Here is a 22452-nt window from a genome sequence, read left to right as displayed (position 1 = left end):
CTTTAGCGGGTAAAAATTAGAACTATTGAAATTACTGCTGAGAAAACCCCCACATAGGTGCCAACGGTACCAAGATATCCTGCCGCCTGTCTTCGGGGTGCAATGGGTTCTACGTACACCACGTCATTTTGTTTAAGGTGATAAAAAGGAGAGTTGAGCACATTGGCATCAGTGATGTCCAGGTAGGCATATTTGGTGATACCGTTCTCAGTCCTCATCACGAGAATGTTATCTCTTTTTCCTGTTAACAAAATGTCTCCGGCATTTCCCAGCGCTTTAGGCAGACTAATAAAATCATTCTCAACCGGAAAGGTGCCGGGACTCCTCACTTCGCCCAGTACGGTAATTTCAAAATTTTCTATCCTCACGTTCACTATAGGATCTTTAACATAATCTTCGATCTGCTCCTCTAGTTTCTTAGATAATTCCTGCACAGTATAACCTGTTACTTTTATTTCCCCGAGAACGGGAAAATTTATCGTTCCCTCTTTTGAAACCTTGTACGGCACCAGGGCAACATTGCCCTGTACTCTCTCGAGAGAACCCACCATTTCGGTAAGATTAAATGGAAGAGCTGCTTCCTGCTCGGGAGCCGAAACCCGAATTATAAGCGCATCATCAGGTTCTATTTTGATGTTATTCTGTAGCTTTTGTTGCTGTTGCTGTAACTCCTCAAGGCCCTGAAAGTAAACCACCGGTTTACGTGAGACACAGGAAGCATTCAGCAATAACAAGGCTGCTATAACTAAATATAAAGGTTTAAAATGTAGGGAGTTCATTTGTCTTAAAAATTTTGCGAATATAGTTCTTTATGAAAAGCTTAACAATTTATAAGCAGGTTATTAAAGATGCATTTTAATAGGCTTTTTCTTCTCCTGCCAGCGCATTGGTGACAGTAGAAGCGATGATTTTTAGATCAAGCAGCATTGACCATTTTTCCAGGTAAAAAATATCCAGACGAGTACGATTGATAATATCCGAAGGATTGACTATTTCTCCTCTAAAACCTTTCACCTGCGCCAATCCCGTGATTCCCGGTTTTGCGAAGTGTCTTACCAGGTACTTGTCCACAGATTTTTCATATTGCAGTGTATGTTTTTCCATATGAGGCCTCGGCCCCACCACGCTCATATCCCCCATAAAAACATTAATAAACTGAGGGAACTCATCGAGGCTCGTCTTTCTGATGAACTTTCCAACTTTGGTCAATCGTGCATCATTTTTGGAAGCCATAATTTCATTGGCAGCAGTATTTACGGTCATAGAACGAAACTTATAGCACCAAAAGGCTTTTTTATTATGACCATGCCTTAATTGTTTAAAGAACAAAGGCCCTCTGGATTCCCCTTTTATAAGGATATACATGAGGGGGATGAGCCAGGAAAGAATAAAAATGAGCACCAGAGAGGAAAACAGGATATCAAAAGCACGTTTGAGGTACATACCATAAACCGTATCCAGCGCCGACTGCCGTAAGTTAAGAACTGGAATGTTCTCAAAGAGCTCTACCTGCATCGCCCTTGTGTAGATCTCCTTGTTATCGGGAATAATTTTGATCTTTATTAAATGGTTATCGGCAAAAATAATAAGCTTATTCAAATCTTCTTTAGACAATTGAGAAGCAAGACAATAGATCTCATCTACTCCATTATTTTGTATAAAATCATATACCTGTTTAATTTCTCCCCGATAAGTAGCGCTGGATGATGAGGCATCGTGAAAATAGCCCATATATCTATAGCCCAATTCGGGTTCATCAAAGATCTTACGAAGCCTTTTCAGGTTACTATCTCTTCCTACTACAATGACATTAGCAGAGTTTCCTCCCATTGCCCTATACTTGTTTCGTGCCACAAAGAACAAGATGCGATAGAGTAAAAGAAAAAAGAATAGTAGGGACAGGATATAAAGTTGATGATCCAACCTGAACCTGTATTGCCGAATTGCGAAAACTGTAAAATATGATAAACTAAACAGTAGAAAAAGTTGTACAAACCTGTGAAATTTTCCGAAGAATTTCTCCTTTCGGGCGGTGGGATAAAAGTCAAGGGCCACCGCGATCAATAGCCAGGATAGGTTATAAGTTACAACAGAGCCGGTATGCATATAAGTCACCGGGGTCAAAGAATAGAGGACCGCATTAATAATGAATAAATGCACTACAATAGAAATGGGGATGATCAAATGTGAATTCTTCATCTTTGGAATAGGTTAAGAAGATAAGAGAAGACTATTGTAGGGGATAGCCGGTGGAATATCAGTTTTGGAAATCTTTAATTTTTGGTAACAGGTATTGAGGGATCTTTCGTCCTATTTTACATCCCAGGGTAAAAGCGCCGGGAAGACTATGGTCACGTATGATTTCAAGATCTTCTGTAGATTTTTTCTTTTGAAGCGCGGGAGTGGTACTTTTACCGCCAAGCCGCATTTTTACCACCCATTCGTTCAGAAAATATTTTCTTATCCTGCTCTCTTTAAACCAGCGCAGGGAGATCTCATAATCACTGGCAATAGCATAGTTTTCTTTGTAAAGGCCAAAGTTTGTAAAAACTTCTTTTTTACAGTAGATCGTGGTATGCAGGGGAATCCAGCCAAAGTCTAAAAACCTTCTTTTGTAGGGCTTTGATGAATAGACTCTTTTTACATCTTCAGGTTTTTCTTTATCTACATAAAGCCCATTGGCATAAACCAGATCGGCAGCCGATTCTTCAAAGGCAGCAACAACTTTTTCTAAGGTATCGGGTGCGTAAAACAGGTCATCGGAATGCAGGATGCCAATAATGTCACCTGTTGCCGCTTCAATTCCTTTGTTTAGCGCGTTGTATAGCCCATTATCTTTTTCTGAAATTAAATAGCCCAGGCGATCTTTATAGGAATGTAGGATCTCCAGTGTTCCGTCTGTAGAACCCCCATCGATCACCACATGTTCAATGTTTGGATAGTTTTGGGCAAGGACAGATTCGATGCAATCTCTAATAGTCGAACTATTATTGTAAACAATGGTAACTACTGAAACTTTCATGGTATACTATTGAAAAAAATATTATTTCACAGACCGAAGGTCAACCTGAACCTGCCTGAGGGTAGGAAGGCTTTTTTCAGGTTCTCCTGAATTGGACAATTTTTTTATAACATGGACTCCGGCTGAAGAAACACCAAAGCTAAACAGACACAGCTTTTTTGCTGGCGGTTTCCGATAGAAGCGCATCAAAATATCCAACTGTTTTCTCAAGTCCTTCCCTTAGCTGGATTTTTGGTTCCCAACCATTGAGCTTTTCTTTGGCAAGACTGATATCCGGTTGGCGCTGTTTTGGGTCGTCCTGTGGGAGCGGTTTAAAAATTAGTTTTGAAGAAGAACCGGTAACCTCCAGGACGGCTGTAGCCAGTTCCAGCATGGTAAATTCGTTTGGGTTACCTAAATTTACCGGACCCTGAAATTCTTTCCCGGTTTGCATCATTCTGATCATCCCTTCTACCAGATCATCTACATATTGAAAAGAACGCGTTTGAGTGCCATCACCGAAGATGGTGATATCCTCTCCTTTTAAAGCCTGTACGATAAAATTTGAGACTACCCTGCCGTCATTGGGATTCATATTAGATCCATAGGTATTAAATATTCTGATAATTTTTACATCCACGTGATTCTGGTTGTGATAATCCATGAACAAGGTTTCGGCACAGCGTTTGCCTTCATCATAACAGGAGCGTAAACCAAGGGGATTCACATTCCCCCAGTAACTCTCCGGTTGCGGGTGTACCGATGGATCTCCGTATACTTCACTAGTGCTCGCCTGAAGGATACGCGCTTTCACCCGTTTCGCCAATCCCAACATGTTTATAGCTCCCATTACAGAAGTTTTTATTGTTTTTATGGGATTGTACTGGTAATGAACCGGACTCGCAGGACAGGCCAGGTTATAGATCTCATCCACCTCCGCATAATAAGGTTCGGTCACGTCGTGCCGCACCAGCTCAAAATATGGATGATCCATAAATGGAAGTATATTCTTCTTTGACCCTGTAAAATAATTATCCAGGCAAATCACTTCATGCCCTTCTTCTAAGAGGCGGCCGATCAAATGTGAGCCAACAAAACCGGCACCGCCAGTGATTAGTATTCTTTTCATAAGAGAGTTTGTTTTTCTTTAGTAATGCTTTGGTATTTGATTTCCTTCATTTTAATTTTAATGAGATGTTCATAGAAGGCCATATTGACACAATAGGTATAGCCATGTTTGCCTTCCAAAAAACCGAGATTTAAAAAATAGGCTTGAAGAAATCGCAAAAAGGGCCAACCAGGAATTTTTACCAGCCAGGCTTTTAAAGCCGGATTACGTTGACTGGTATTAGAGGCAAAAATATCTTTGAACGGGGCATTGCTTTCTAGCCTTGACTTGGCTTCCTGACTGGAATATTTATTATGCCTCGCGAACCATTCGGTCCAGCCCTTGGAAAAACTAAAGTGCAGATAAGGCTCTTTGATATATTCCAGCACACCATCTATTTCCCCTTCTTTTTGGCCATGGCCAAAATCGGTGAAACGGACACGACCTCTTCTAAGCAGCCGGAATTGCCATTTTGGAAAATTATCGCAGTGCTTAAGCCATCTGCCGTTAAGCATCATTTTCCAGCAACAATAAAACCCAGCGACTGCTTCATCGGCCGCAGCGGTTTGGGTTTTGATGGCGGTTACAAAGGCTGGGGTCACCACTTCATCGGCGTCCAAAAATAAAATCCAATCGTATTTGGTAGCGATGGCATCCAAGGCGTGGTTGCGCTGTTGGCCAAAGCTGGAAAAAGCATTGTAGTGGAGCGTCAGGCTATATGATTCAGCGATGGCCAGAGTATTGTCCGTACTGCCGGAATCCAGGAGATGAATATCATCGCACCAGCCTAAAGCGTCTAGGCATATAGGTAAATCCTGCTCTTCATTTAAGGTCAATATGATGATGGAAATCATTTCAAAGAGGTTGAAACAATAAATTATGCTAAAATTCGGTCTTTTATTTTTTTTGCAGGATTACCCCCAACGACACTCCAGGGTGCTACATCCCGGAAAATAGCAGCCCGTGCACCGGCAACCGCTCCATCTCCGATATGTACCCCGGGACCTACAAAAGCATCAGCAGCGATCCATACGGAACCTCCAATGCGAATGGGTTTGCAAATTAAAGGAAAATCGGGTTTGGTGGAATCATGGGTGGAGGCGCAGAGATAAGTTTTTTGGGAAATCGTGGTCTGGTCGCCTATAGTAATTTTCCCTTGGTTATAGCATTCTACATGAGGACCGAGGGTACTGTATTCCCCCATTTCCAAATTCCACGGCGCCCAAATTTTTACACTGGCATACACGTGAGAAGTGTAGGCTAATTGGGCTCCAAAAGACTTTAAAATAAAAACCCGGTATTTTTTAAAAAGCCGGCTGCCAAAAGGCCTGAACAGCAACAGGTAAACCACCGCCCACATCGCCCGGGCTAGTTTGTTTTTTAAACCAAAGTCCGAACGGTACTGCGATAAATCGGCGCTGGAATGCTGCATCTTTAAATCATTTGGGTTTTTGAAGCACCAAATGTAGTTGATCCCTCATTCTTTGAGCTGCTTTTTCGATGGAAAAGTGAGTTATATATGCGTTATGGGCCAGTTCCCCCATAGCGATCCGTGCTTCGGACGTCAACTCTAGAAAATTTTCTAGTGCGGTATGAGTGCCCTTTACGGTATCGTTAAAAACAAGTCCGGCGCCTCCCTGTTGAATCTCCCGCCAAATATTAACCTGATCGGAAATCAATACCGGTTTTCTACAGGCCATCGCCTCCACTACGGCGATCCCAAAATTTTCCTGGTGACTGGGCAGCACAAAAGCCTCACAGTTGTAAAAAGCCTCCCATTTTTCTTCCTTTACCAGCATCCCGGGGAAATGAATATTGGGATGATTCCCTGCCAGCTTTATCATCTCTATTGCATAATCTGATTCCAGGGGTCCGGCAATAACCAGGGCAGGAAGAGAAGCCCGGGTTTTAGCAAGATCTTTATAGGCGCTTATTAGGAGATCAACTCCTTTTTTAGGATGAATCCTGCTTAAAAAGAGCCAGTAATCGTTTGTAAGGTTTGGCAACTTCTTATACAATGCATCTGAAAATTCCCGACTGTACTGTGGCGGTTTTTGAATCCCGTAACCTACATTGATTTCTTTCTTTGGCTGGTAACCTTTAAAAGTTGTTTTTGCCAGTCTTAATTCCTCTTCACAGGTAAAGAACAAAGCATCAGCATTGTTAATCGCTTTCTTTTCTGTGATCCTCCATACAAATTCATTGCGAAGCGCTTTGAACCTTCGTTCCGTGGCCCGCTGAAAATATGGATCCAACATTCCGTGCGGCATAATGGCTACGTTAGGAACATCTTTTCCTTTGTCCTTTAGCTTTTTTATTGCTTTATAAACTGCGTAGTTTGGAAACTGCCACAACCCGTGTACGAGCACATGGGAATAATTTCCCAGATTTTGTACCAGCCATTCTACCAGTCTTGAATGATATTGATAACCGGTTTTTCCATTCCCAAGTTTATAGATCTGAAAATCATCAACAACACCATAATCGCTTTCAGGATCATCTAAGCAGACTACTTCATTCTCTACTCCAAGTTCCTGTAAACGAGGAATACTATTCCGGATTCCCTGGCAGGGGCCACCGGTTTTAGGAGCCATAGATGAAATGATTCTAAGAACTTTCATTCCCATAGGTCTTTAGAATCTTTTTATATATAACTTCAATTTGGTCCAAAGCCTCTTTTGTGTCAAAACGTGCCGCATTTGCAATTCCAGCTTCTACTACCTCTTTTCTTTCCTCATTCGATAACTGAATAACAGTACTAAGAATATTTGCTGATTCTTGAAGCCATATATTATTCTCCACGATATCCTCTGGAGGAGAAGAAATATAAAAAGCCGCATTTCCTCCCACTTCATTCATAGGTGCTTCCCGGGTAGTGATAACGGGGCAGCCACTTGCCATAGCTTCTGCAATAGGCCAGCCAAAACCTTCATACAAAGAAGGGTATAACAAGACTGAGGCTGCCTGGTAGACCTTTCGGATAAATTCGTCAGATGGCTTTATGATAAAATGTATATCTTTAGAAAACACTGAATTTGCTTTTATTTTCTGTAATTTCTCAGTAGGTGCTGCACCAACCATTAATAGCTTTACAGGAGAATCATTTAGCTCTTTGTAATGATTGAAGATCTTTAACACTCCGGAACGATTCTTATAGAATTGGTTCCCACCTACATGCAGCACGTATCCACCGGGCAAGGTCAAACCGGTTTTAGCCTCTACAAATCTTAAGGCTTTCCCGGAATCATCTGGTGAAAACTTTTGGTTCAAGCCGTTATAAACTACCTCTGAAATACCAATTTTCTCCTTCAAAAACCTGTGAAGGTCCGACCGTGTTTTTTCAGAAATAGAGATAAAATTGGACGCTTTTCTGTATCCCTTCCTAATGAATGCCTGGTAAAATTTGCCGGAAAACGATGTTTTATTCCAGCTGATTTCTCCTAATGCTGATTTCTGAGCAATAAAATCGTGACAATGCACCACATGAGGATGTTTCCTGACCAATGGCACCCATGGTCCCAAGGCCTGGTCTGCAAATACAAAAAGGGTATCTTGTGGATATTTTCTTTTTAACTTCTGAAAAGTTATGGGAAAAACGAGATATTGATCAAGATAACCAAGCCATTTCTTAATCTCTTGGGGAGCGGAATTCCTGAAAAAAAATGATTCCACTGTCAAAAGTTTTACCTCATGCCCTCTTTCTTCCATCCCTTTTGCAATCATTGCAGCAAAACGAGGCATACTGGTAGATTTTAAAAATTCGGGATGTGAAAAAAAAATTATTCGCATTTCTCAGATCTCATTGCTGCAAAGACCAAACCTCCCGAAAAGACTGCAAATCCCAGGGAAGTAGTTTGTGCCCATTGTCCCATTACTACCGGAATAAGTGCAAAGCTCAGCAAGAGCCAGGGGAGAATATTACCCGCATTGGCAATCCTCCAGGATTTTAAATACATTTTTATGCCAAGACCTAATCGAATTGCGATAAGGAAAAGCCCTAAAATAAAACCTCTTTCTCCAATTAACCTGCCCCATTCTCCTTCGCTAACAAGGAATGTTCTTTTGCCAGTCATAAGGGTGGACCCCACGTTAGTACCCATTCCCAGCCCTTTTCCTATCCAGGAGGCCTCAACATTTGAGACAGCACCTACTAACCCCCCAAGAAATCGATCGACCAAAGTTCCTTCAAGCCCACCTTCTGAGTGACCTGCCTGTTCAAATCTTAGACTAAGCGCTTTTGTCGAGGTCTCAAAAAAGGAAAAATTGGTTAAAAAAATGAATAGGAAAAAGCCCAGCCCCAGCGTGGCGAACAACCTTATGATAACTTTAGGCTGTCCTGCAGAAATTACAACAATAAAAATTCCTGTAAGTACAGTCTGAAAGACTACTGTTCGGCTTATACTTAAGGGGATTGCCGCTAAGTACGCCACAGTTGCAAAATAAAGTAAAATTTTGGATATACCGGAATCGCGTGACACCCAAAAAAAAGCTATAAAAGGTATGCAAAGTCCATAAAAAGCAGATAAACCATTTGTAAATGAAAAAGTTCCCGGGACTCTGTAGTAACCCATCGCCCCACTAAAACCTGAACCTAGCTCGCCAGCGACACCTCGATTGATCCAAGCCGACTGTGGACTATAGAACTGCACAGCTACCAGTAGTGTCATTCCTATACAGCACCATAACATAGCTTTTCCAAATTGTAGTACGTCTTCTTTATTAAGAACCCGGCCTATGATAAAAATCAATGGGAAGTGCAGCAACATCATCCTACTGCCATACAAAGCCACAGGAAGATTCCCGTGGCCAAAAAGAAGGGTGAGACAAAAGGAAATCAGTGTTAGCCCAATACCAAGAATAACAAAAACATTAGGACTCCAAACTTTTAATCTCAAACTTTCAAAGATCAACCATGCAGCCAAAGGATCACGAACAATCAATAATGGTTGGGAAAGTCCAGGAAATACCCACTTTCTCAAAGCTCCCTCAAAAATGAGCAAAAATAAATATACCCAAATACTCCTTTTTAAGTAAGCTGCTTGCGTTCCTTGCATCCTAGTACTCAAAAATTTCTTGTCGAAGAGTGGCTAAAAGTCGTGATCCATATTGAGATATTGGATTTTTAGCTGCGAGTTCCTGAGCACGGATACCAATCTTTTCAATCATCCTTATATCACTGAGAATATGGTTGATTTTATGAACTAAGGCTTGGGTATTACCTGGCTCAACTAACCAGCCATTGATGCCATCTTCTATAAAGTCAGCTCCACAAGTACGATCTGTCGTAATTACTGGGGTACCTTGCGACATGGCTTCAGTTATTACTAAACCATAACCCTCAAATAAAGAAGGAAAAAGCAAAACATCATGCGCTCGCATCTCATTAAGGATAGCGTCATGATTAAGTGACTCAATATACCTGTGTTTTAATAGAAACCTATTTAAAGGCTCACAATTTGTTACCGGTTTACGCCCGATGACAGTAAGTGAAACATTATCTACCTGCTCAACTGCCTCAAAGACATTTGCAATACCCTTGCGTTGTGAAAGCCCTCCTACAAATAATAATTTAAGGGTGTCCGATTTGATAAGATGGGTGTAATCACGGTTTTCATAGACGGGAGGAAAACCATAAGGAATTACCTTCACAGGTGGTAGCTTTCCTGGAAATCGCTCTAAGGTTTTTAGCGTAAATGTACTCGCCACAATTATTAAATCTGCCAGCATAAGCTCTTCGTCTTTACGAGCAACTTTTGATTCCGAATCTTTAAATCCTGTAAGAGTTTTTGCCCAGGCTGACCGTCTAACACGCTCTTCCTCAAGTAAATATCGCATCGCCCGCCAATATCCTATTGGTAAATCATAGATACAAAAACCGCCTGAATCTTTAGCTTTTTTAAACGTAGTGAGTGCTGCATCTTCATAAGCGTAAATAATGCTGTTTTTTTTTATTTTTGAAGCAACGAACGCGTCTAACCCTCTATTTACTTTATCAATTGAAAAAAAACCGGTTTCATGTGTTATAAAACTGTAAAAACCTATTCTTTGAGAAACCAGTCGCATCAATTCTCGAAAGGGATGAACTACAGTCAACTTTAAGAGGGACGGATTATAACTTCTCTTTTTAAATGCTGTTAATATTTTAATCCAAAAGGAATCTTCTGAAACCGCTATAGTGGTATAAAATCGATCGAGATACTTTTCACTATGCAAACCTTCTAAAACCGCACGTACATTGGCATTTCCCGTAGGATGAATCAATAATATTTTTTTTCTAAACAAAAGACTAAATTAATTGGAATATTAAACATTTTGGCTAAATCCCTTCAAGAACTTTTAAAGTTTTAAGCGCTATTTCTTTTCCAGTAAAACTTTGGAGGTGCTTTTCAGCAGCTTTTTGAAGTTTGTCAACTGCAGAAGTATTATCGATAAGCTGTGCTACTTCATTAAAAAGGGAGTACAAATCATTCCTTTTAAAAGTAATGCCGGCTTCACCTACAGCATCCACTAAACCACTGTCATCAGATACTATGGGTATACAACCCGAAGCAATTCCCTCGAGTGCCACTATACCAAAAGGTTCTCTCCATCTGGAAGGTACTAACAAGAACTTATGCCTATTCAATTCCTCATTCAATCGCTTATCCTTTACGCTTCCTAAAAAAACAATTTGATCCTCGAGACCTTTTTTTGCTGTCAACTCCATCAACTTATTTTTTTCAGGACCAGAACCTATTATTGTCAGGCAAAATTTTCTATTATATTCCTGATTTAATAGTTCCATAAGCTGAATGGTCATATCTACACCTTTATCAGAAACTAAGCGACCCAAAAAGACAAAATCCCTCATTCGACTTATCCCAAGATTTTTAAAGATAGAAGCGTTGTAAGCATTAGGAACTATTTTAGCAGATGAGAAAACATCATTCTGTATTACCTTACTTATGGCTATTACATCAGAGGCCTTTTCTAACCACTTTTTTTTAAGGTAATCTACCCAATTAAAACCAGTTTTTTCTTTTCCTAGCCATGTCTGAAGTATTACTATATTTTTTTTGTTGAGAAAACAAAGAGGCCAAGATAATCTTAAGGTAGGATTATTCTCTATTACCCAATCGCTCCACGAAATAACTTTGAAACGAGTGGAGACCGATGGTTTTCTTACAATATCATAATCGAAAAAGTCATTTTTTCCCAAACTCCAAGTCATCACTTTAACTTCGTGGCCCAATTCTACAAAGTGTTGAGCTAAAGTTTGAGTATGAGTTTCTATACCACCAATATCTGGAGAAAACCCATGTGAAATAAGAAGAATTTTCATTGCACCTATCCCAATTATTAATTTCGAATTCTTTTCAGCAGGCCTCCACTAACTTTTTCCCAATAAAACTCTTTTAAGGATAAGTGTTTTTTTTCAGAAAAAAAATCCAACTCTATTGTAATATCTCGCGGTAATTCTTTTTTGGCCTGCATTACTAAATTTAATTGATGGCGATAGGTGGAAACCAAGTGGACGCCGACAGCTTCTTGACCTAAATTGATTTTTTCTCCGGCCATAACTAGTTTAGAATCATTAAAATATAGAACCTGGTCATTCTTTCCTGCTAAAAGTGCCCACAACGTTTGCTCAAGCCAACAAATCTGATAGATCGTTTTATTTAATATTTTCCTTTCTAAAACTTCCTCTATCATTTCTAGGCTAAAGAACTTTAAAGGGAAATAAAAAAAACCTGTATTTATTCTTGGATAAATCGAGGGAAAGTTTTTACATTCGGCTAAGCCAAAAGAGTAAGCATTTCTACTATCACGCATAAATGCAGGTAACGCAGGCAAATCACCTATAGTAAAATCATTTATAAAAAAGATGTCACTATCAAGAAACAGAAGATGGTCGCCTTCTTCTGTTAAGGCTACATCTAGAAGCTTTAGGGCAAGGGGACTAAACTCCCGATATTTATTTGACAAAGGAAAATTCTGGAGTTTTTCTTTGACAACTTCATTCCTGTTTTTCTTAAAAGAAATTTTGCACCCGGGTAATTCTTGAGATAGTCTCTCGGCAGCTTCAGCATCAAGAGTTCCATCTTCATATATCGTTAAATCTATAGTATCTTGACAATGATATAAGAAACTTTTTAGACATGTGATGGAGAATTCGAGATTCCTTTTTCCTAGCAGAGTTGCAAATTGTTTGGACATGAATTTTATGATTTTATATTTAATTCTTTGCTGAGGTTTTTTGCAGATGCTTCTGCAGAAAAGTTTTTAAAAAAATCTCTCTTTTGATTCAAAAATGAATTTAATTCTAAGTTATTAACATGTTTTAGAAAAGGAGTCTCTTGGCTCGTACATCCTTGATTTAGAACACATACAGGTAGATCATTATAAAGCATTGCAGAAATGCTTCCACTTTTACTTGCCAATGAAATAGAATATGTTGTGAGACCTATATCACATTTACTAAAGAGCATAACTATTTCCTCCTCTGCACGAAATCCTAACTCAAAAAAATCAATGTCTTCAGTTTTTAAAAAATCTGAAAAAGAGTTTTTTTTACTGTTTATCCCAACGTGTATTATACACAATTTCTTTCCAACCATAGATGAAATGGTTTTCAACTGCTTCAAACTTTTTTCAACAGATTCTGTTATAGATCCTATTCTACCAAATAAACAACACCACAAAAACGAATCTCTATTATCTCTTATCTGGTCGGGTAAATAGTTAAATAATATTTTATTGTTTCCTTTGCCTCTACCGAGGTTGCTAAATACCGGTAGAACCTGTGCCTGTATATTATTCTGACTCAAGATTGACTGGTAGTACTTAGTAGTAGTATGAACTACAATCGGACTTAATTGAAATATTATTTTTTTAATTATATTCTTTTGAATATATCCAATTAAATAATCATTAATACCATCGGAAAAATTATGTCCAATCCACAATTCGTGAAACATCAAGTGCCACTTTAAGTTTTTCCCAAAGGATTTGAGATTTTCGGCCAACCCAAAAGGTAAACCTCTTTTGTGAAAGGAGTAGGACACGAATTGGAGACTTAAACACTTAGGATTATATTCATCAATAAACGCTTTTGCTAATGAATAACGACTGGAGGCTGGATATTTCAAAGGTATTCTCAAACATTTTATAGCCACCCCTGCATCGCATTGAATTTCTATTCCTGCGCTTTTAACTTCTTTATCGAAAAGTCCAAGAATTTGGATCTGATGGTCCTGCCTAATTAATTCTCCCCCAAGACGGCGGGTATAATCCCCTACCCCATCTTTTCCCGGTTCAAGAGAGCCACAAATGAAAATAATCTTATTTTTTATCATCCAATTCTTTTGCAGAGGTTACCTTAAATCTTTAATGCGTAATTTTATCTTAACATTTCGAAAGCCCCCACAATGATTCTAATCCTAAAAACATTTTTTTTACTGTAAAACGTATTAGATTTCTCAAATGAAAACTAGATTTTGTAAACCTTATATATTGCCGTAAAAATTTTTTTTTACCCTTTTCCGACTGAAGTTGGTATGCCGTTTCCACCAAGTAATGAAATTGCTTATCCTTAGAAAAATAATCCTCCCAAACCTCCCGTGCCTTTAAACCTAAAGCTTTGTAATCAACTTCTTTTTCTAAAAGAATTTCTTCTATCCGGGACACATCACTTTCTCTTACTTGAATCGAGAATTCCTTCCATTTCGGCCCTTGAGAGGGAATCCAATCATCAGAAATTATAACAGGTGCAACACCTGCTTCCATACTTTCATAAAGTCGATATGAATTCGGGCCGATACCTCTGGGACAGAGTATGAATTTGCTTTTCTGACAGATCTCAGCATACTTTTTAAAGTAATAATCCTTTTCCTCATTTTTCAGTTGCCATGAATTTTTGTCTGATGTATCCTTTAAGTAACATCTTTCATAGTTAATTTTAAAGATTTTTTTTCTTACCGTATGAGTTCTACTAGCTCCAATAAATGAAAAGAGATATATCTTTTCCTCCTGATTTTTGTATAAGTGCTTGATATAAGGGTTTCTTGATAATTGTGTTATATAAGGGAATGGGCGGTGTAGATTTTGATTAAAATAGCTTTTTTCTAATGATGGACTAATTGTGGGTAAAAATGTCAAACTACGATCATTATCATGATAAAGAACGCATTTTTCTTTGTATACTCTGTAAACTGAATTCTTTAGGACATTAAAGAAATAAGGGTCACAACCAGGATGATTTTCAACAAATATTATAAGATCCGCGTTCTTTGGATCGTCGACCAATTCGTGAACACCAAAGGGATCCATTAAAGCCGATTCCTTGACATGATTTACTGTAATGTTTTCTCCGCCTAATGGATAGGCAGATAATAAATAAACTTTCATAGCATTATAGCCTAACAATTTCGACTTTTTTTAGAGCTATTGAAATGGCAAAATAATTTTCCTCTACTGTTCCAAACATTCTATTCTTGTAATGAAAGTTCTTCAAAAAATTATCTATAATGATAAAAAAGTTGGGAGCTAATGCTTCAACATTCTTATTATTTCTTTGACCCAAACTTTCTTTTCCGAATTGAGCCATTTTAATGGCTTTTGTGAAATGTGTATATCCGCTTCTACATTCAATAAAAATTCCTCCCAATTGAGAATTAATTCATTAATACCGAAAGATTTGGAATAGATTTCTCCATTTTTACCAAAGTCTAAAGCTTTTTTGGGATTTTTTAGCAACTTATTTATTTTCTCCCTAAGATCGTTTTGAGAGTTGACCAAAAATCCTGTTCTTTTATTTAACACAGTTTCCCTCAATCCACCAACATTCCCCCCTATAACAGCAGTTTGGCAGGCTTGTATCTCGACCGCACTAACACAAAAAGTTTCAGCAGAGAAATTATAATTGTAGGATGGATTTACGACTCCTAGCAAACTCCTTTTAATAAATTTATTCATCTCGACAGGTCCAAGAACCCCTAAAACTCTTATATTAAAATTTGCTAAAGCCTGATCACTCTTACCATAAATGGGATAAACATATTTTTCTTCAAAATCTTCCGATCCTAAAAGGTGATTCCCCAATTTTTGATTCTTGGAATAAAGCTGGGCACTACCAATGATGTAGAGCTTTGCACTTGGATTATCACGAAAAATCGAAGGCCATACAGCTAATAAAAACTGTAACCCCTTATTTTCAGTTGCAGCACCCACATAGACGATCTGGTTCAAATCTTTGCCTACGGTTTTATTTCGGTAGAAGTCTAAATCAATGGCATTATGAAGAACAACCACTTTTCTAAAAATAGATTTATGTCGAAAATGGTCTGCTTGATTCTGACTTACACATATTAAAAATTGAAGAGCAGGATTTTTTTGATAAAGTTCCAATAATTCTGCCTGGGGCGTGTTCTGAAGCCATGCGCTGATTTTCAAATTAAGTTTAGCAGCAAGAACTAAGGCCGCTTCCAAATCTTCGTATGGTTTGTGAATGAATATGAGTAAATCAATATTCAATCTTTTAGCACCTATAATAGCTTGGGACAAAGTATCTGCCCTAACAATATTCAACTTTTTGTTGGATGGGAAATGGCAATCCGTAAAAAGGGTAATGTCAAACCCATTATTCCGTATTGATAGTTTGTGGGAAATCCGCAGAACGGAACCATCAGTTCCACTTAAACCTTGTTTTCCAGTCAAAAAAAGATCCCAATCAAAGGGAATGATAGGTTTAAGGAAGGTAAAAAAGCCTACTTTCATAATTAAACATTTATTTTAGTCCACCAAATGAATCTTCTTCATTTTTTACAAGAGAATTTTACTGATTAAAGGATCACCCTATTTTAAAAAGTTTCCCCTCTCAGGACTTTTATGGTGATTGGATAGGGAAAATATTTTATAATACAAGAAAGCTCCATTCTGGACAACCTGGATTCCGGAAATGAAAATACTATAAAGGAGGACACCATTCAGTGTGCTAATTTCAAATAGAAATACACCCAAAATGATAGAAATAATACCTACACAAATGGAAAATGCAGGGTTTAGCACCCAACCTTTTGAGGTAGCTATATTGAATAAAATTGCGGAAAAAGCTGCTAAACAGGCTCCCGCAAAACTTAAAGTCAGTTCAAAGCCCAGCTCTCTATAGCTATCACCTAAGAGAAATAAGAATGCTTTGGAGAAAAAATACACAAATGCCAAAGCAAAAGAAAACAATAAAACTAACCACATTGTTATTTGATCTAAACGCTTCCTCAAAATATGTTGTTCCGAAGGTAAACGTGCAAAACGTGGTACTATGAGTAAATTTGCCGCTACAGTAAAGATACTAAGCATCACTGAAAGACGCCCTAAAGCCCCAATCCCAGCCAAGGAAGATGTGGTTCCAAAAATCGAAATGATCCAAATAGTAATTTGGCCCGAAAAACAGTAATATAGCACCCCCGGAAACATTCGGTATACTACTTTTAAAATCTTTCTGCGAACCGCGGGAGATTTCTCCGATTGACTGACCAAATGAGGACTTGCAATGTTTTTCAATTTGTAATTCCCATACATACGTGATATACCTGCAGCTAAAATGGCCACGTATGTCAATGGAAAGATAAAAATTAACAGTCCTAATAAAAGTAATCTTAAGGATGCGACCATTCCTTGGTTTACTTGGAGCGACTTTATCTCCTGATGCAATTTGGGTACTATTTCTAGCAATTGGTCGGACAGGGCAGCAAAAAATGCAGGAATAATAGAAAGAATGATAAGCAGTGTTGTTAAGTTGTCGGCATTAAGATCTCTTAATAATAGAAAAAGAATAGGTAAGGATATTAACAAACTAACTATTGCAAACTTTTTTCTTAATTCCAAACCTGTTTTTAGTACAGTACTAAGCTTGTTTTTGTCCTTCCAGACCTTAGAACCTTCGGCTAAAACCCCTGCGTTTATACCTCCATCTGCTAACAAAGTCATAGTTCCTAACATAGTATTGGCAAGGGTGTAGTAAGCATATTCCTCCACCGGCAGCAGGCGAATGATCAATAGTCCACTCAAAAAGCCAACAGCCTGCACCAGAATTTGTGCTCCCCCTGTATAACTTATGAGTTTCCCCCAACCTAAGACATAGTCATACCTGGGATGATCCTTGATTTTTGCCAGACGGGTGGTTAAAAAGTGCATTACTATAAAGTCCTTCAAATATTTTAAATAGCTAGTGAAGGTTCTTCAGCCATTTTTTCCTGCAATACAATGGGTCGACCCACAGCGGCAGTAGAAAAACCAATTTTTGCCAACTTCTGTAAATCGAGCAAATTTCTTCCATCAAAGACAAAAGCCGGTTTTAACATACAGTCATAGATCCTTTGCCAGTCGTAAGTTTTGAATTCGTCCCATTCGGTGAGCACAGCGATCCCGTGAGCCTCTTTACAAACCTCATAAGGATCCTTGATCACCTTCAGCAACCTTCTGTTCTCTTCTTCGCTCCTGCTGCCCAGGTAATCCAGGTCGGCATAGATCTGCTCTTCGGTCACTTTTGGATCATACACCTCCACTTCTGCCTGCTCGTTCAACAGGTAATCGGCTACATAGATTGCTGCAGATTCACGGGTATCGTTGGTATCTTTTTTAAAGGCCCAGCCTAAAAAGGCAATTTTCTTCCCTGAAACAGTATTGAAAAGGGTTTTCACAATGTTCGCTGCGAACCTTCTTTTTTGATAGTCATTCATGATGATCACCTGCTCCCAGTAATCGGCCACTTCATTTAATCCGAAAGATTTGGCAATGTATACCAGGTTGAGGATATCTTTTTGAAAGCAGGAACCTCCAAAACCAACAGAAGCCTTAAGGAATTTTGACCCGATGCGGGAATCCATTCCTATTGCTTTTGAAATTTCGTTAACGTCGGCCCCCGTGTGTTCACAGAGTTCGCTCATCGCATTGATGCTGGAAACCCGCTGCGCCAGAAAGGCATTAGCTGTAAGCTTGGATAATTCAGATGACCAGACGTTGGTAGTGAGGATCCTCTCTTTCGGTAGCCAGTGGGCATAGACATCTACCAAAGCCTGCATGGCAGTTTTTCCTTCAGCCGTTTCCCTGTCTCCGCCTATGAGTACACGATCGGGCGCATGCAGATCTTCCACTGCGGTTCCTTCTGCCAGGAATTCCGGATTTGAAAGGATCTGGTATTTTACACCGTTGCCGGTGTGGTCAAGAATATCTTTCAGGGCGGCTGCGGTACGTACAGGTAGGGTAGATTTTTCAATTACGATCTTGTCGGTAGTCGCTACTCGCGCAATTTGCCTGGCGCAGAGTTCGATCCATTTCAGGTCGGCAGCCATTCCTTTTCCAATTCCATAAGTTTTGGTAGGAGTATTTACCGAGATAAAGATCATTTCAGCCTTATCTATAGCAGCATCCACATCGGTAGAAAAGAAGAGGTTTCTTCCTCTAGCATCTTTTACGACTTCAGAAAGTCCGGGTTCGTAGATGGGAATGTTCTCTACATTGTCGTCATTCCAGGCGGCTATTCTTTTTTCGTTCAGGTCAACAACAGTGACATTTATTTCGGGGCACTTTTGTGCGATTACGGCCATAGTGGGGCCACCTACATAGCCGGCGCCTATGCAGCAGATATTCTTAATTTTCATTTGTAATAACTTGAGTAAATTCTGTAGTTTTTCTTTTCTTCAACCATTGCCTTCTATCCTTTTCCATTAGCCCATCAAAATATTTCGATATAAAAAATGAACCTAAAACACTTATTGAAACATACCCTAGAAATAGAAAGAATTTGGTCAATCCTGAATTATTAGCAGCCCAAAGACTATAAATAGTCAAAATAGGCCAGTGAATTAAATAGAGAGAAAATGACATTGATGACAACAGACCATCAATCTTCTTATTATGCTTTCCTGATTTAATATTGTAGATAACAAAAGGTAGAATTGCCACTGTCAATAAAAAATTTACAAATTCCTGATATTTGAAGACACCCAGAATGGCATAGTCACCAAATAATAACGTCTTTAATTCAGGTATTAAATAATGAAGGCCCAAAATAGCTATCACCAAAGTACCAGATGCAGTCGCCCATTGGTAGGTCGTTCTAATATTTTGTTTATAAACAATTACTCCCAGCAAAAAATAGAGTAAATAAATTAAAATATTGTTAGTAATTAATAGCCCTATATTAAAGTACAGTATTAAAAAAGAAGATATAATGGAAAAGATAAAAAGGTAATAGGGCTTAACTTTTGTGAAAAGATAGTATAGAATAGGAGCAAAAACATAAAATTGTAATTCAACATCCAAAGACCAGGCGGGAACAATAAGCCAATTATGATTGACAACATTATTAAATAAAACAAAAATATTAGAAATTAATAAGGAGGTAAATTCATTATTAACCAGCGAATGCTCTATTTGCTTTAAATAAAGAGCATTAAAAGAAAAATATATTAAAAGAGTGAACCCTAATATTGCTAAATAAACTGGAAAAATCCTCCATATTCTACTAATGAGATAAGTGCGAACTGGATTTCTAAATTTTGAATATTTTTCCGTGAACATCTTTACTATCCAATACCCGCTTAGTACAAAGAATACATAGACGGCAAAATGGCCAATAGTCAGAAAACTTACAGCATGATAAATCACAACAATAAAAGCTAGGAGAAACCGAAAAGTTCCAGGAGATATAATATCTATTATCCTTTTCATTCTGAATTAAGACTTTTTACAACAGTTGTTTCCTGCCAAAAAAGAAGATGGTGCTGCGCCTAACCTCTGGAATCAATTCCCTAGAAGTAGAATCTCTTTTTAGAGAAATTAGCAGTGTTCTTTATATTTTCACTTGTTTATAACCGTTCTTACTCTCAAGAAACCACTGATAGGTTTTTCGTATTCCTTCTTTCAATGGGGTGGAGGCAGTCCAGCCCTCATTTTTCAGCTTGTCCACGTTCATCAATTTTCGTGGGGTGCCGTCGGGTTTTGTATTGTCCCAGATGATCTCTCCCGTGTGGGCGGTAATCTTTTGGATCAATTCTGCTAATTCTCTAATGGTGAGATCTGTTCCTGTTCCAACGTTGTACAGGTTTTCAGGAAGCTCGTTTTCTAACGCGAACCAAACGGCATCTGCCAAGTCATCTACAAACAGGAATTCCCGCATAGGGCTACCGGAACCCCACAGTTCGACGGGCTCACTGTTCTCCTTGGCTTCATGGAACTTTCTTATCATTGCAGGGAGTACGTGAGAAGTCTGCAAGTCGAAATTATCATGGCTGCCGTACAGGTTTGTTGGCATCAGGCTCACATAGTCTTTTTCAAATTGTTTGCGTATTGCTTCACAGGCTTTTACTCCGGCGATCTTTGCAATAGCGTACCATTCATTGGTGGGTTCCAGGCTGTCAGTCAGTAAATATTCTTCTTTTAAAGGCTGAGGAGCGTGTTTTGGATAGATACAGGAACTGCCTAAAAAGATGAATTTCTCCACATCGAATTTATGAGAAAAATCGATCAGGTTATTCTGGATCTGCAAATTTTCCATCAGGAACTGGTAGGGGTAATCGTTGTTGGCGAGTATGCCTCCAACTCTTGCAGCGGCGTCAATAACTACTTCGGGTTTTTCAGATTCGAAGAAGGTGTTTACCGCCTGCTGGTTGCGGAGGTCCAGTTCTTTGGAGGTTTTGCCGAGGAGATTGGTGTAGCCTTCGGCTGAAAGTTTCCGCCAAATTGCTGAACCGACCATACCGCGGTGACCGGCAATATATATTTTTGAGTCTTTTTTCATTTTAATTATTGTGCTTTTCCGGATGTTCCTACCGCTAATCAAAGGTTGTTCTGATTACGCGGATTATGGCGGATTACGCTGAAGTTTTAATTCTGCGGATGATGTCGGATTACGCGGGCTGTGGATTTATTCCTTTATCAGGTTGATAATAAGTTGCTTTATTAACTCTCTTTGGTCGGGTGCGCTTTGGGCTACTGCCAGGGCAATACTCACCAGAGTGTTTTCATTGATCTTTTGTTGTCCCTGTGAGTTGAGATGGAAGTTATTTTGTTCAAGGAACCATACGAATAAAAATGATCCTATTCTTTTATTGCCATCACTAAAGGCATGACCTTTAATGATTGAGTATAAAAGTTGTGCCGCCTGTTGCTCTACTGTGGGATATGCAGGTTCCCCGAAAGCAGTTTGAGAAATACTTCCCAGAATTCCCTCAAATGATTTATCTTTTTCATTCCCGAATAATTCAGTTGCTTCTCCTTTTTGTATCAAATTTGATTTTAACTGCTGAATGGCTTTCCTTACCTCACCGGGATCAATTACATAGATGATGTTTTCATTCAGTCCTTCAATGGAGAGTTCTTCTGAATCATATTGGTTGAGAAGCTTAAAAGATTTTGAGTAGCTTGTGATGATAGATAAAAAACCTTCTGTAAGAGTTCTTTGGGTTCTATCAGCTTCTTCCTGAATACGGTTTATTTCCTGCTCAAGGTTTTTTATTTGATTTTTTTGTTCTTTGAGTAGGTTTTCATTGATAGCATATCCTTTAAGGAGATAGTCTCGTAATTTTGAAGTAGCCCATCTTCTAAATTCAGTAGCAATTGGAGACTTTACGCGATAGCCAACACTAATCACCACATCAAGGTTATATCTGGTTACCTGATAAGTTTTTTCATCCTGGGCAGTATGTGCAAATTTTGCACTAACTGAATCTTTCACCAGTTCACCTTCCTTAAAAGAATTTCTGACATGTCTTCCAATTACAGTTCTGTCTCTGTCAAACAGATCTGCGATTTCCTGTTCTGAAGCCCAAATAGTTTCATTTCCCGGATCAAGAATTACCTGAAACTCCGTTTCTTTCTTAGACGGACGAAAAATTACTACTTCATTGGTCTTCATCTTCATGAGTTACTGAATGTAATGGATGCTTCTACGAATGGGATGAATTTATAAAACGTTTCCATTTTAAACTTTTCTCTCCGAAGTTAATTAATAAACCAACTTCTTTGTTGGTGGCTTTTAAATAATTGATGACCTGACTTTCCAGGTTCTTACTCAAAAAAGCCACAGATTTTAATTCTACTATTATTTTGTCGTAACAAAGGAAATCAGCCTTAAAATATTTATCTAGCTTCTCTCCCTCATAGAACAGATTCAGCTTTATCTCCTTCTGGAATGGAATTTCTTCTTTAGTAAACTCTTTTTCCAGAACCTCCTGGTAAACCGACTCTAAAAATCCGCTTCCCAAGTTCTTATGAACCTTCATACATGCACCAATGATCTTATAGGTTTCTTGTTCGTATAATAGGTTCGACACAATCCGTGGAATCAGTTTAAATCCGTGAAATT

At 38.7% G+C, this 22452-nt stretch carries 21 protein-coding genes; all 21 read right to left on the bottom strand.

Annotation, left to right across the window (positions count from 1 at the left end):
* Positions 1-2: 2 nt before the first annotated feature.
* The 21 genes from C7S20_RS08415 to C7S20_RS08315 all read right to left on the bottom strand — a co-directional run bounded on the left by C7S20_RS08415 (position 3) and on the right by C7S20_RS08315 (position 22420).
* Positions 3-779 carry a polysaccharide biosynthesis/export family protein gene (locus C7S20_RS08415; RefSeq protein ID WP_107012063.1) on the bottom strand — a complete coding sequence of 259 codons (777 nt, stop codon included), beginning with the start codon at positions 777-779 and terminating at the stop codon, positions 3-5.
* Positions 780-855: 76 nt separating this feature from the next.
* Entirely contained in the window at positions 856-2199 is a 1344-nt protein-coding gene (locus C7S20_RS08410; protein WP_107012062.1) for an exopolysaccharide biosynthesis polyprenyl glycosylphosphotransferase, read from the bottom strand.
* A 58-nt stretch (positions 2200-2257) separates the two neighbouring features.
* Positions 2258-3022 (bottom strand): glycosyltransferase family 2 protein, encoded by a 765-nt coding sequence (locus tag C7S20_RS08405; protein WP_107012061.1) that lies wholly within the window; start codon positions 3020-3022, stop codon positions 2258-2260.
* Positions 3023-3161: 139 nt separating this feature from the next.
* Positions 3162-4130: a UDP-glucuronic acid decarboxylase family protein gene (locus C7S20_RS08400; RefSeq protein ID WP_107012060.1), complete on the bottom strand. Its 969-nt coding sequence runs from the start codon at positions 4128-4130 to the stop codon at positions 3162-3164.
* Complete coding sequence (locus tag C7S20_RS08395; RefSeq protein ID WP_107012059.1) at positions 4127-4963, bottom strand: glycosyltransferase family 2 protein; 837 nt, start codon at positions 4961-4963, stop codon at positions 4127-4129. The genes C7S20_RS08400 and C7S20_RS08395 overlap by 4 nt, the downstream gene beginning before the upstream one ends.
* Before the next feature lie 23 nt (positions 4964-4986).
* Positions 4987-5541 carry a putative colanic acid biosynthesis acetyltransferase gene (locus C7S20_RS08390; protein ID WP_107012058.1) on the bottom strand — a complete coding sequence of 185 codons (555 nt, stop codon included), beginning with the start codon at positions 5539-5541 and terminating at the stop codon, positions 4987-4989.
* A gap of 7 nt (positions 5542-5548) precedes the next feature.
* A complete protein-coding gene (locus tag C7S20_RS08385; protein WP_107014155.1) occupies positions 5549-6730 on the bottom strand; it encodes a glycosyltransferase in 1182 nt (393 codons plus the stop codon).
* Entirely contained in the window at positions 6717-7850 is a 1134-nt protein-coding gene (locus C7S20_RS08380) for a glycosyltransferase family 4 protein (protein ID WP_227009135.1), read from the bottom strand. The genes C7S20_RS08385 and C7S20_RS08380 overlap by 14 nt, the downstream gene beginning before the upstream one ends.
* A 38-nt stretch (positions 7851-7888) precedes the next feature.
* The gene (locus C7S20_RS08375) at positions 7889-9163 is read right to left on the bottom strand and encodes a hypothetical protein (RefSeq protein ID WP_107012056.1); all 1275 of its coding nucleotides are present in this window, start codon (positions 9161-9163) and stop codon (positions 7889-7891) included.
* Between the two features lies 1 nt (position 9164).
* Positions 9165-10391, bottom strand: a complete 1227-nt coding sequence (locus C7S20_RS08370) for a glycosyltransferase family 4 protein (protein ID WP_107012055.1) — start codon at positions 10389-10391, stop codon at positions 9165-9167.
* A gap of 34 nt (positions 10392-10425) precedes the next feature.
* Positions 10426-11430 (bottom strand): glycosyltransferase family 4 protein, encoded by a 1005-nt coding sequence (locus tag C7S20_RS08365; RefSeq protein ID WP_107012054.1) that lies wholly within the window; start codon positions 11428-11430, stop codon positions 10426-10428.
* Between the two features lie 17 nt (positions 11431-11447).
* A complete protein-coding gene (locus tag C7S20_RS08360) occupies positions 11448-12305 on the bottom strand; it encodes a glycosyltransferase family protein (RefSeq protein ID WP_107012053.1) in 858 nt (285 codons plus the stop codon).
* A gap of 5 nt (positions 12306-12310) precedes the next feature.
* Entirely contained in the window at positions 12311-13444 is a 1134-nt protein-coding gene (locus tag C7S20_RS08355; RefSeq protein WP_107012052.1) for a hypothetical protein, read from the bottom strand.
* Between the two features lie 49 nt (positions 13445-13493).
* Entirely contained in the window at positions 13494-14513 is a 1020-nt protein-coding gene (locus C7S20_RS08350; RefSeq protein WP_107012051.1) for an exostosin domain-containing protein, read from the bottom strand.
* Between the two features lie 120 nt (positions 14514-14633).
* Positions 14634-15863, bottom strand: coding sequence for a glycosyltransferase family 4 protein (locus C7S20_RS08345; protein WP_107012050.1), 1230 nt, complete (start codon positions 15861-15863; stop codon positions 14634-14636).
* Between the two features lie 78 nt (positions 15864-15941).
* Entirely contained in the window at positions 15942-17297 is a 1356-nt protein-coding gene (locus tag C7S20_RS08340) for an MATE family efflux transporter (RefSeq protein ID WP_193510802.1), read from the bottom strand.
* A 5-nt stretch (positions 17298-17302) separates the two neighbouring features.
* A complete protein-coding gene (locus C7S20_RS08335; RefSeq protein WP_107012049.1) occupies positions 17303-18745 on the bottom strand; it encodes a UDP-glucose 6-dehydrogenase in 1443 nt (480 codons plus the stop codon).
* Complete coding sequence (locus C7S20_RS08330; protein WP_107012048.1) at positions 18735-19817, bottom strand: acyltransferase family protein; 1083 nt, start codon at positions 19815-19817, stop codon at positions 18735-18737. The genes C7S20_RS08335 and C7S20_RS08330 overlap by 11 nt, the downstream gene beginning before the upstream one ends.
* Positions 19818-19938: 121 nt before the next feature.
* A complete protein-coding gene (locus tag C7S20_RS08325) occupies positions 19939-20886 on the bottom strand; it encodes a GDP-L-fucose synthase family protein (RefSeq protein ID WP_107012047.1) in 948 nt (315 codons plus the stop codon).
* 126 nt (positions 20887-21012) lie between these two features.
* Positions 21013-22002, bottom strand: coding sequence for a virulence RhuM family protein/type II toxin-antitoxin system death-on-curing family toxin (locus tag C7S20_RS08320; RefSeq protein WP_227009134.1), 990 nt, complete (start codon positions 22000-22002; stop codon positions 21013-21015).
* A 31-nt stretch (positions 22003-22033) separates the two neighbouring features.
* Positions 22034-22420, bottom strand: coding sequence for a GxxExxY protein (locus tag C7S20_RS08315; RefSeq protein ID WP_107012046.1), 387 nt, complete (start codon positions 22418-22420; stop codon positions 22034-22036).
* Positions 22421-22452: the final 32 nt, after the last annotated feature.

Source organism: Christiangramia fulva, assembly GCF_003024155.1.
In the GTDB taxonomy this organism is placed as follows: domain Bacteria; phylum Bacteroidota; class Bacteroidia; order Flavobacteriales; family Flavobacteriaceae; genus Christiangramia; species Christiangramia fulva.
This window is presented reverse-complemented; position numbering and strand designations above follow the sequence as displayed.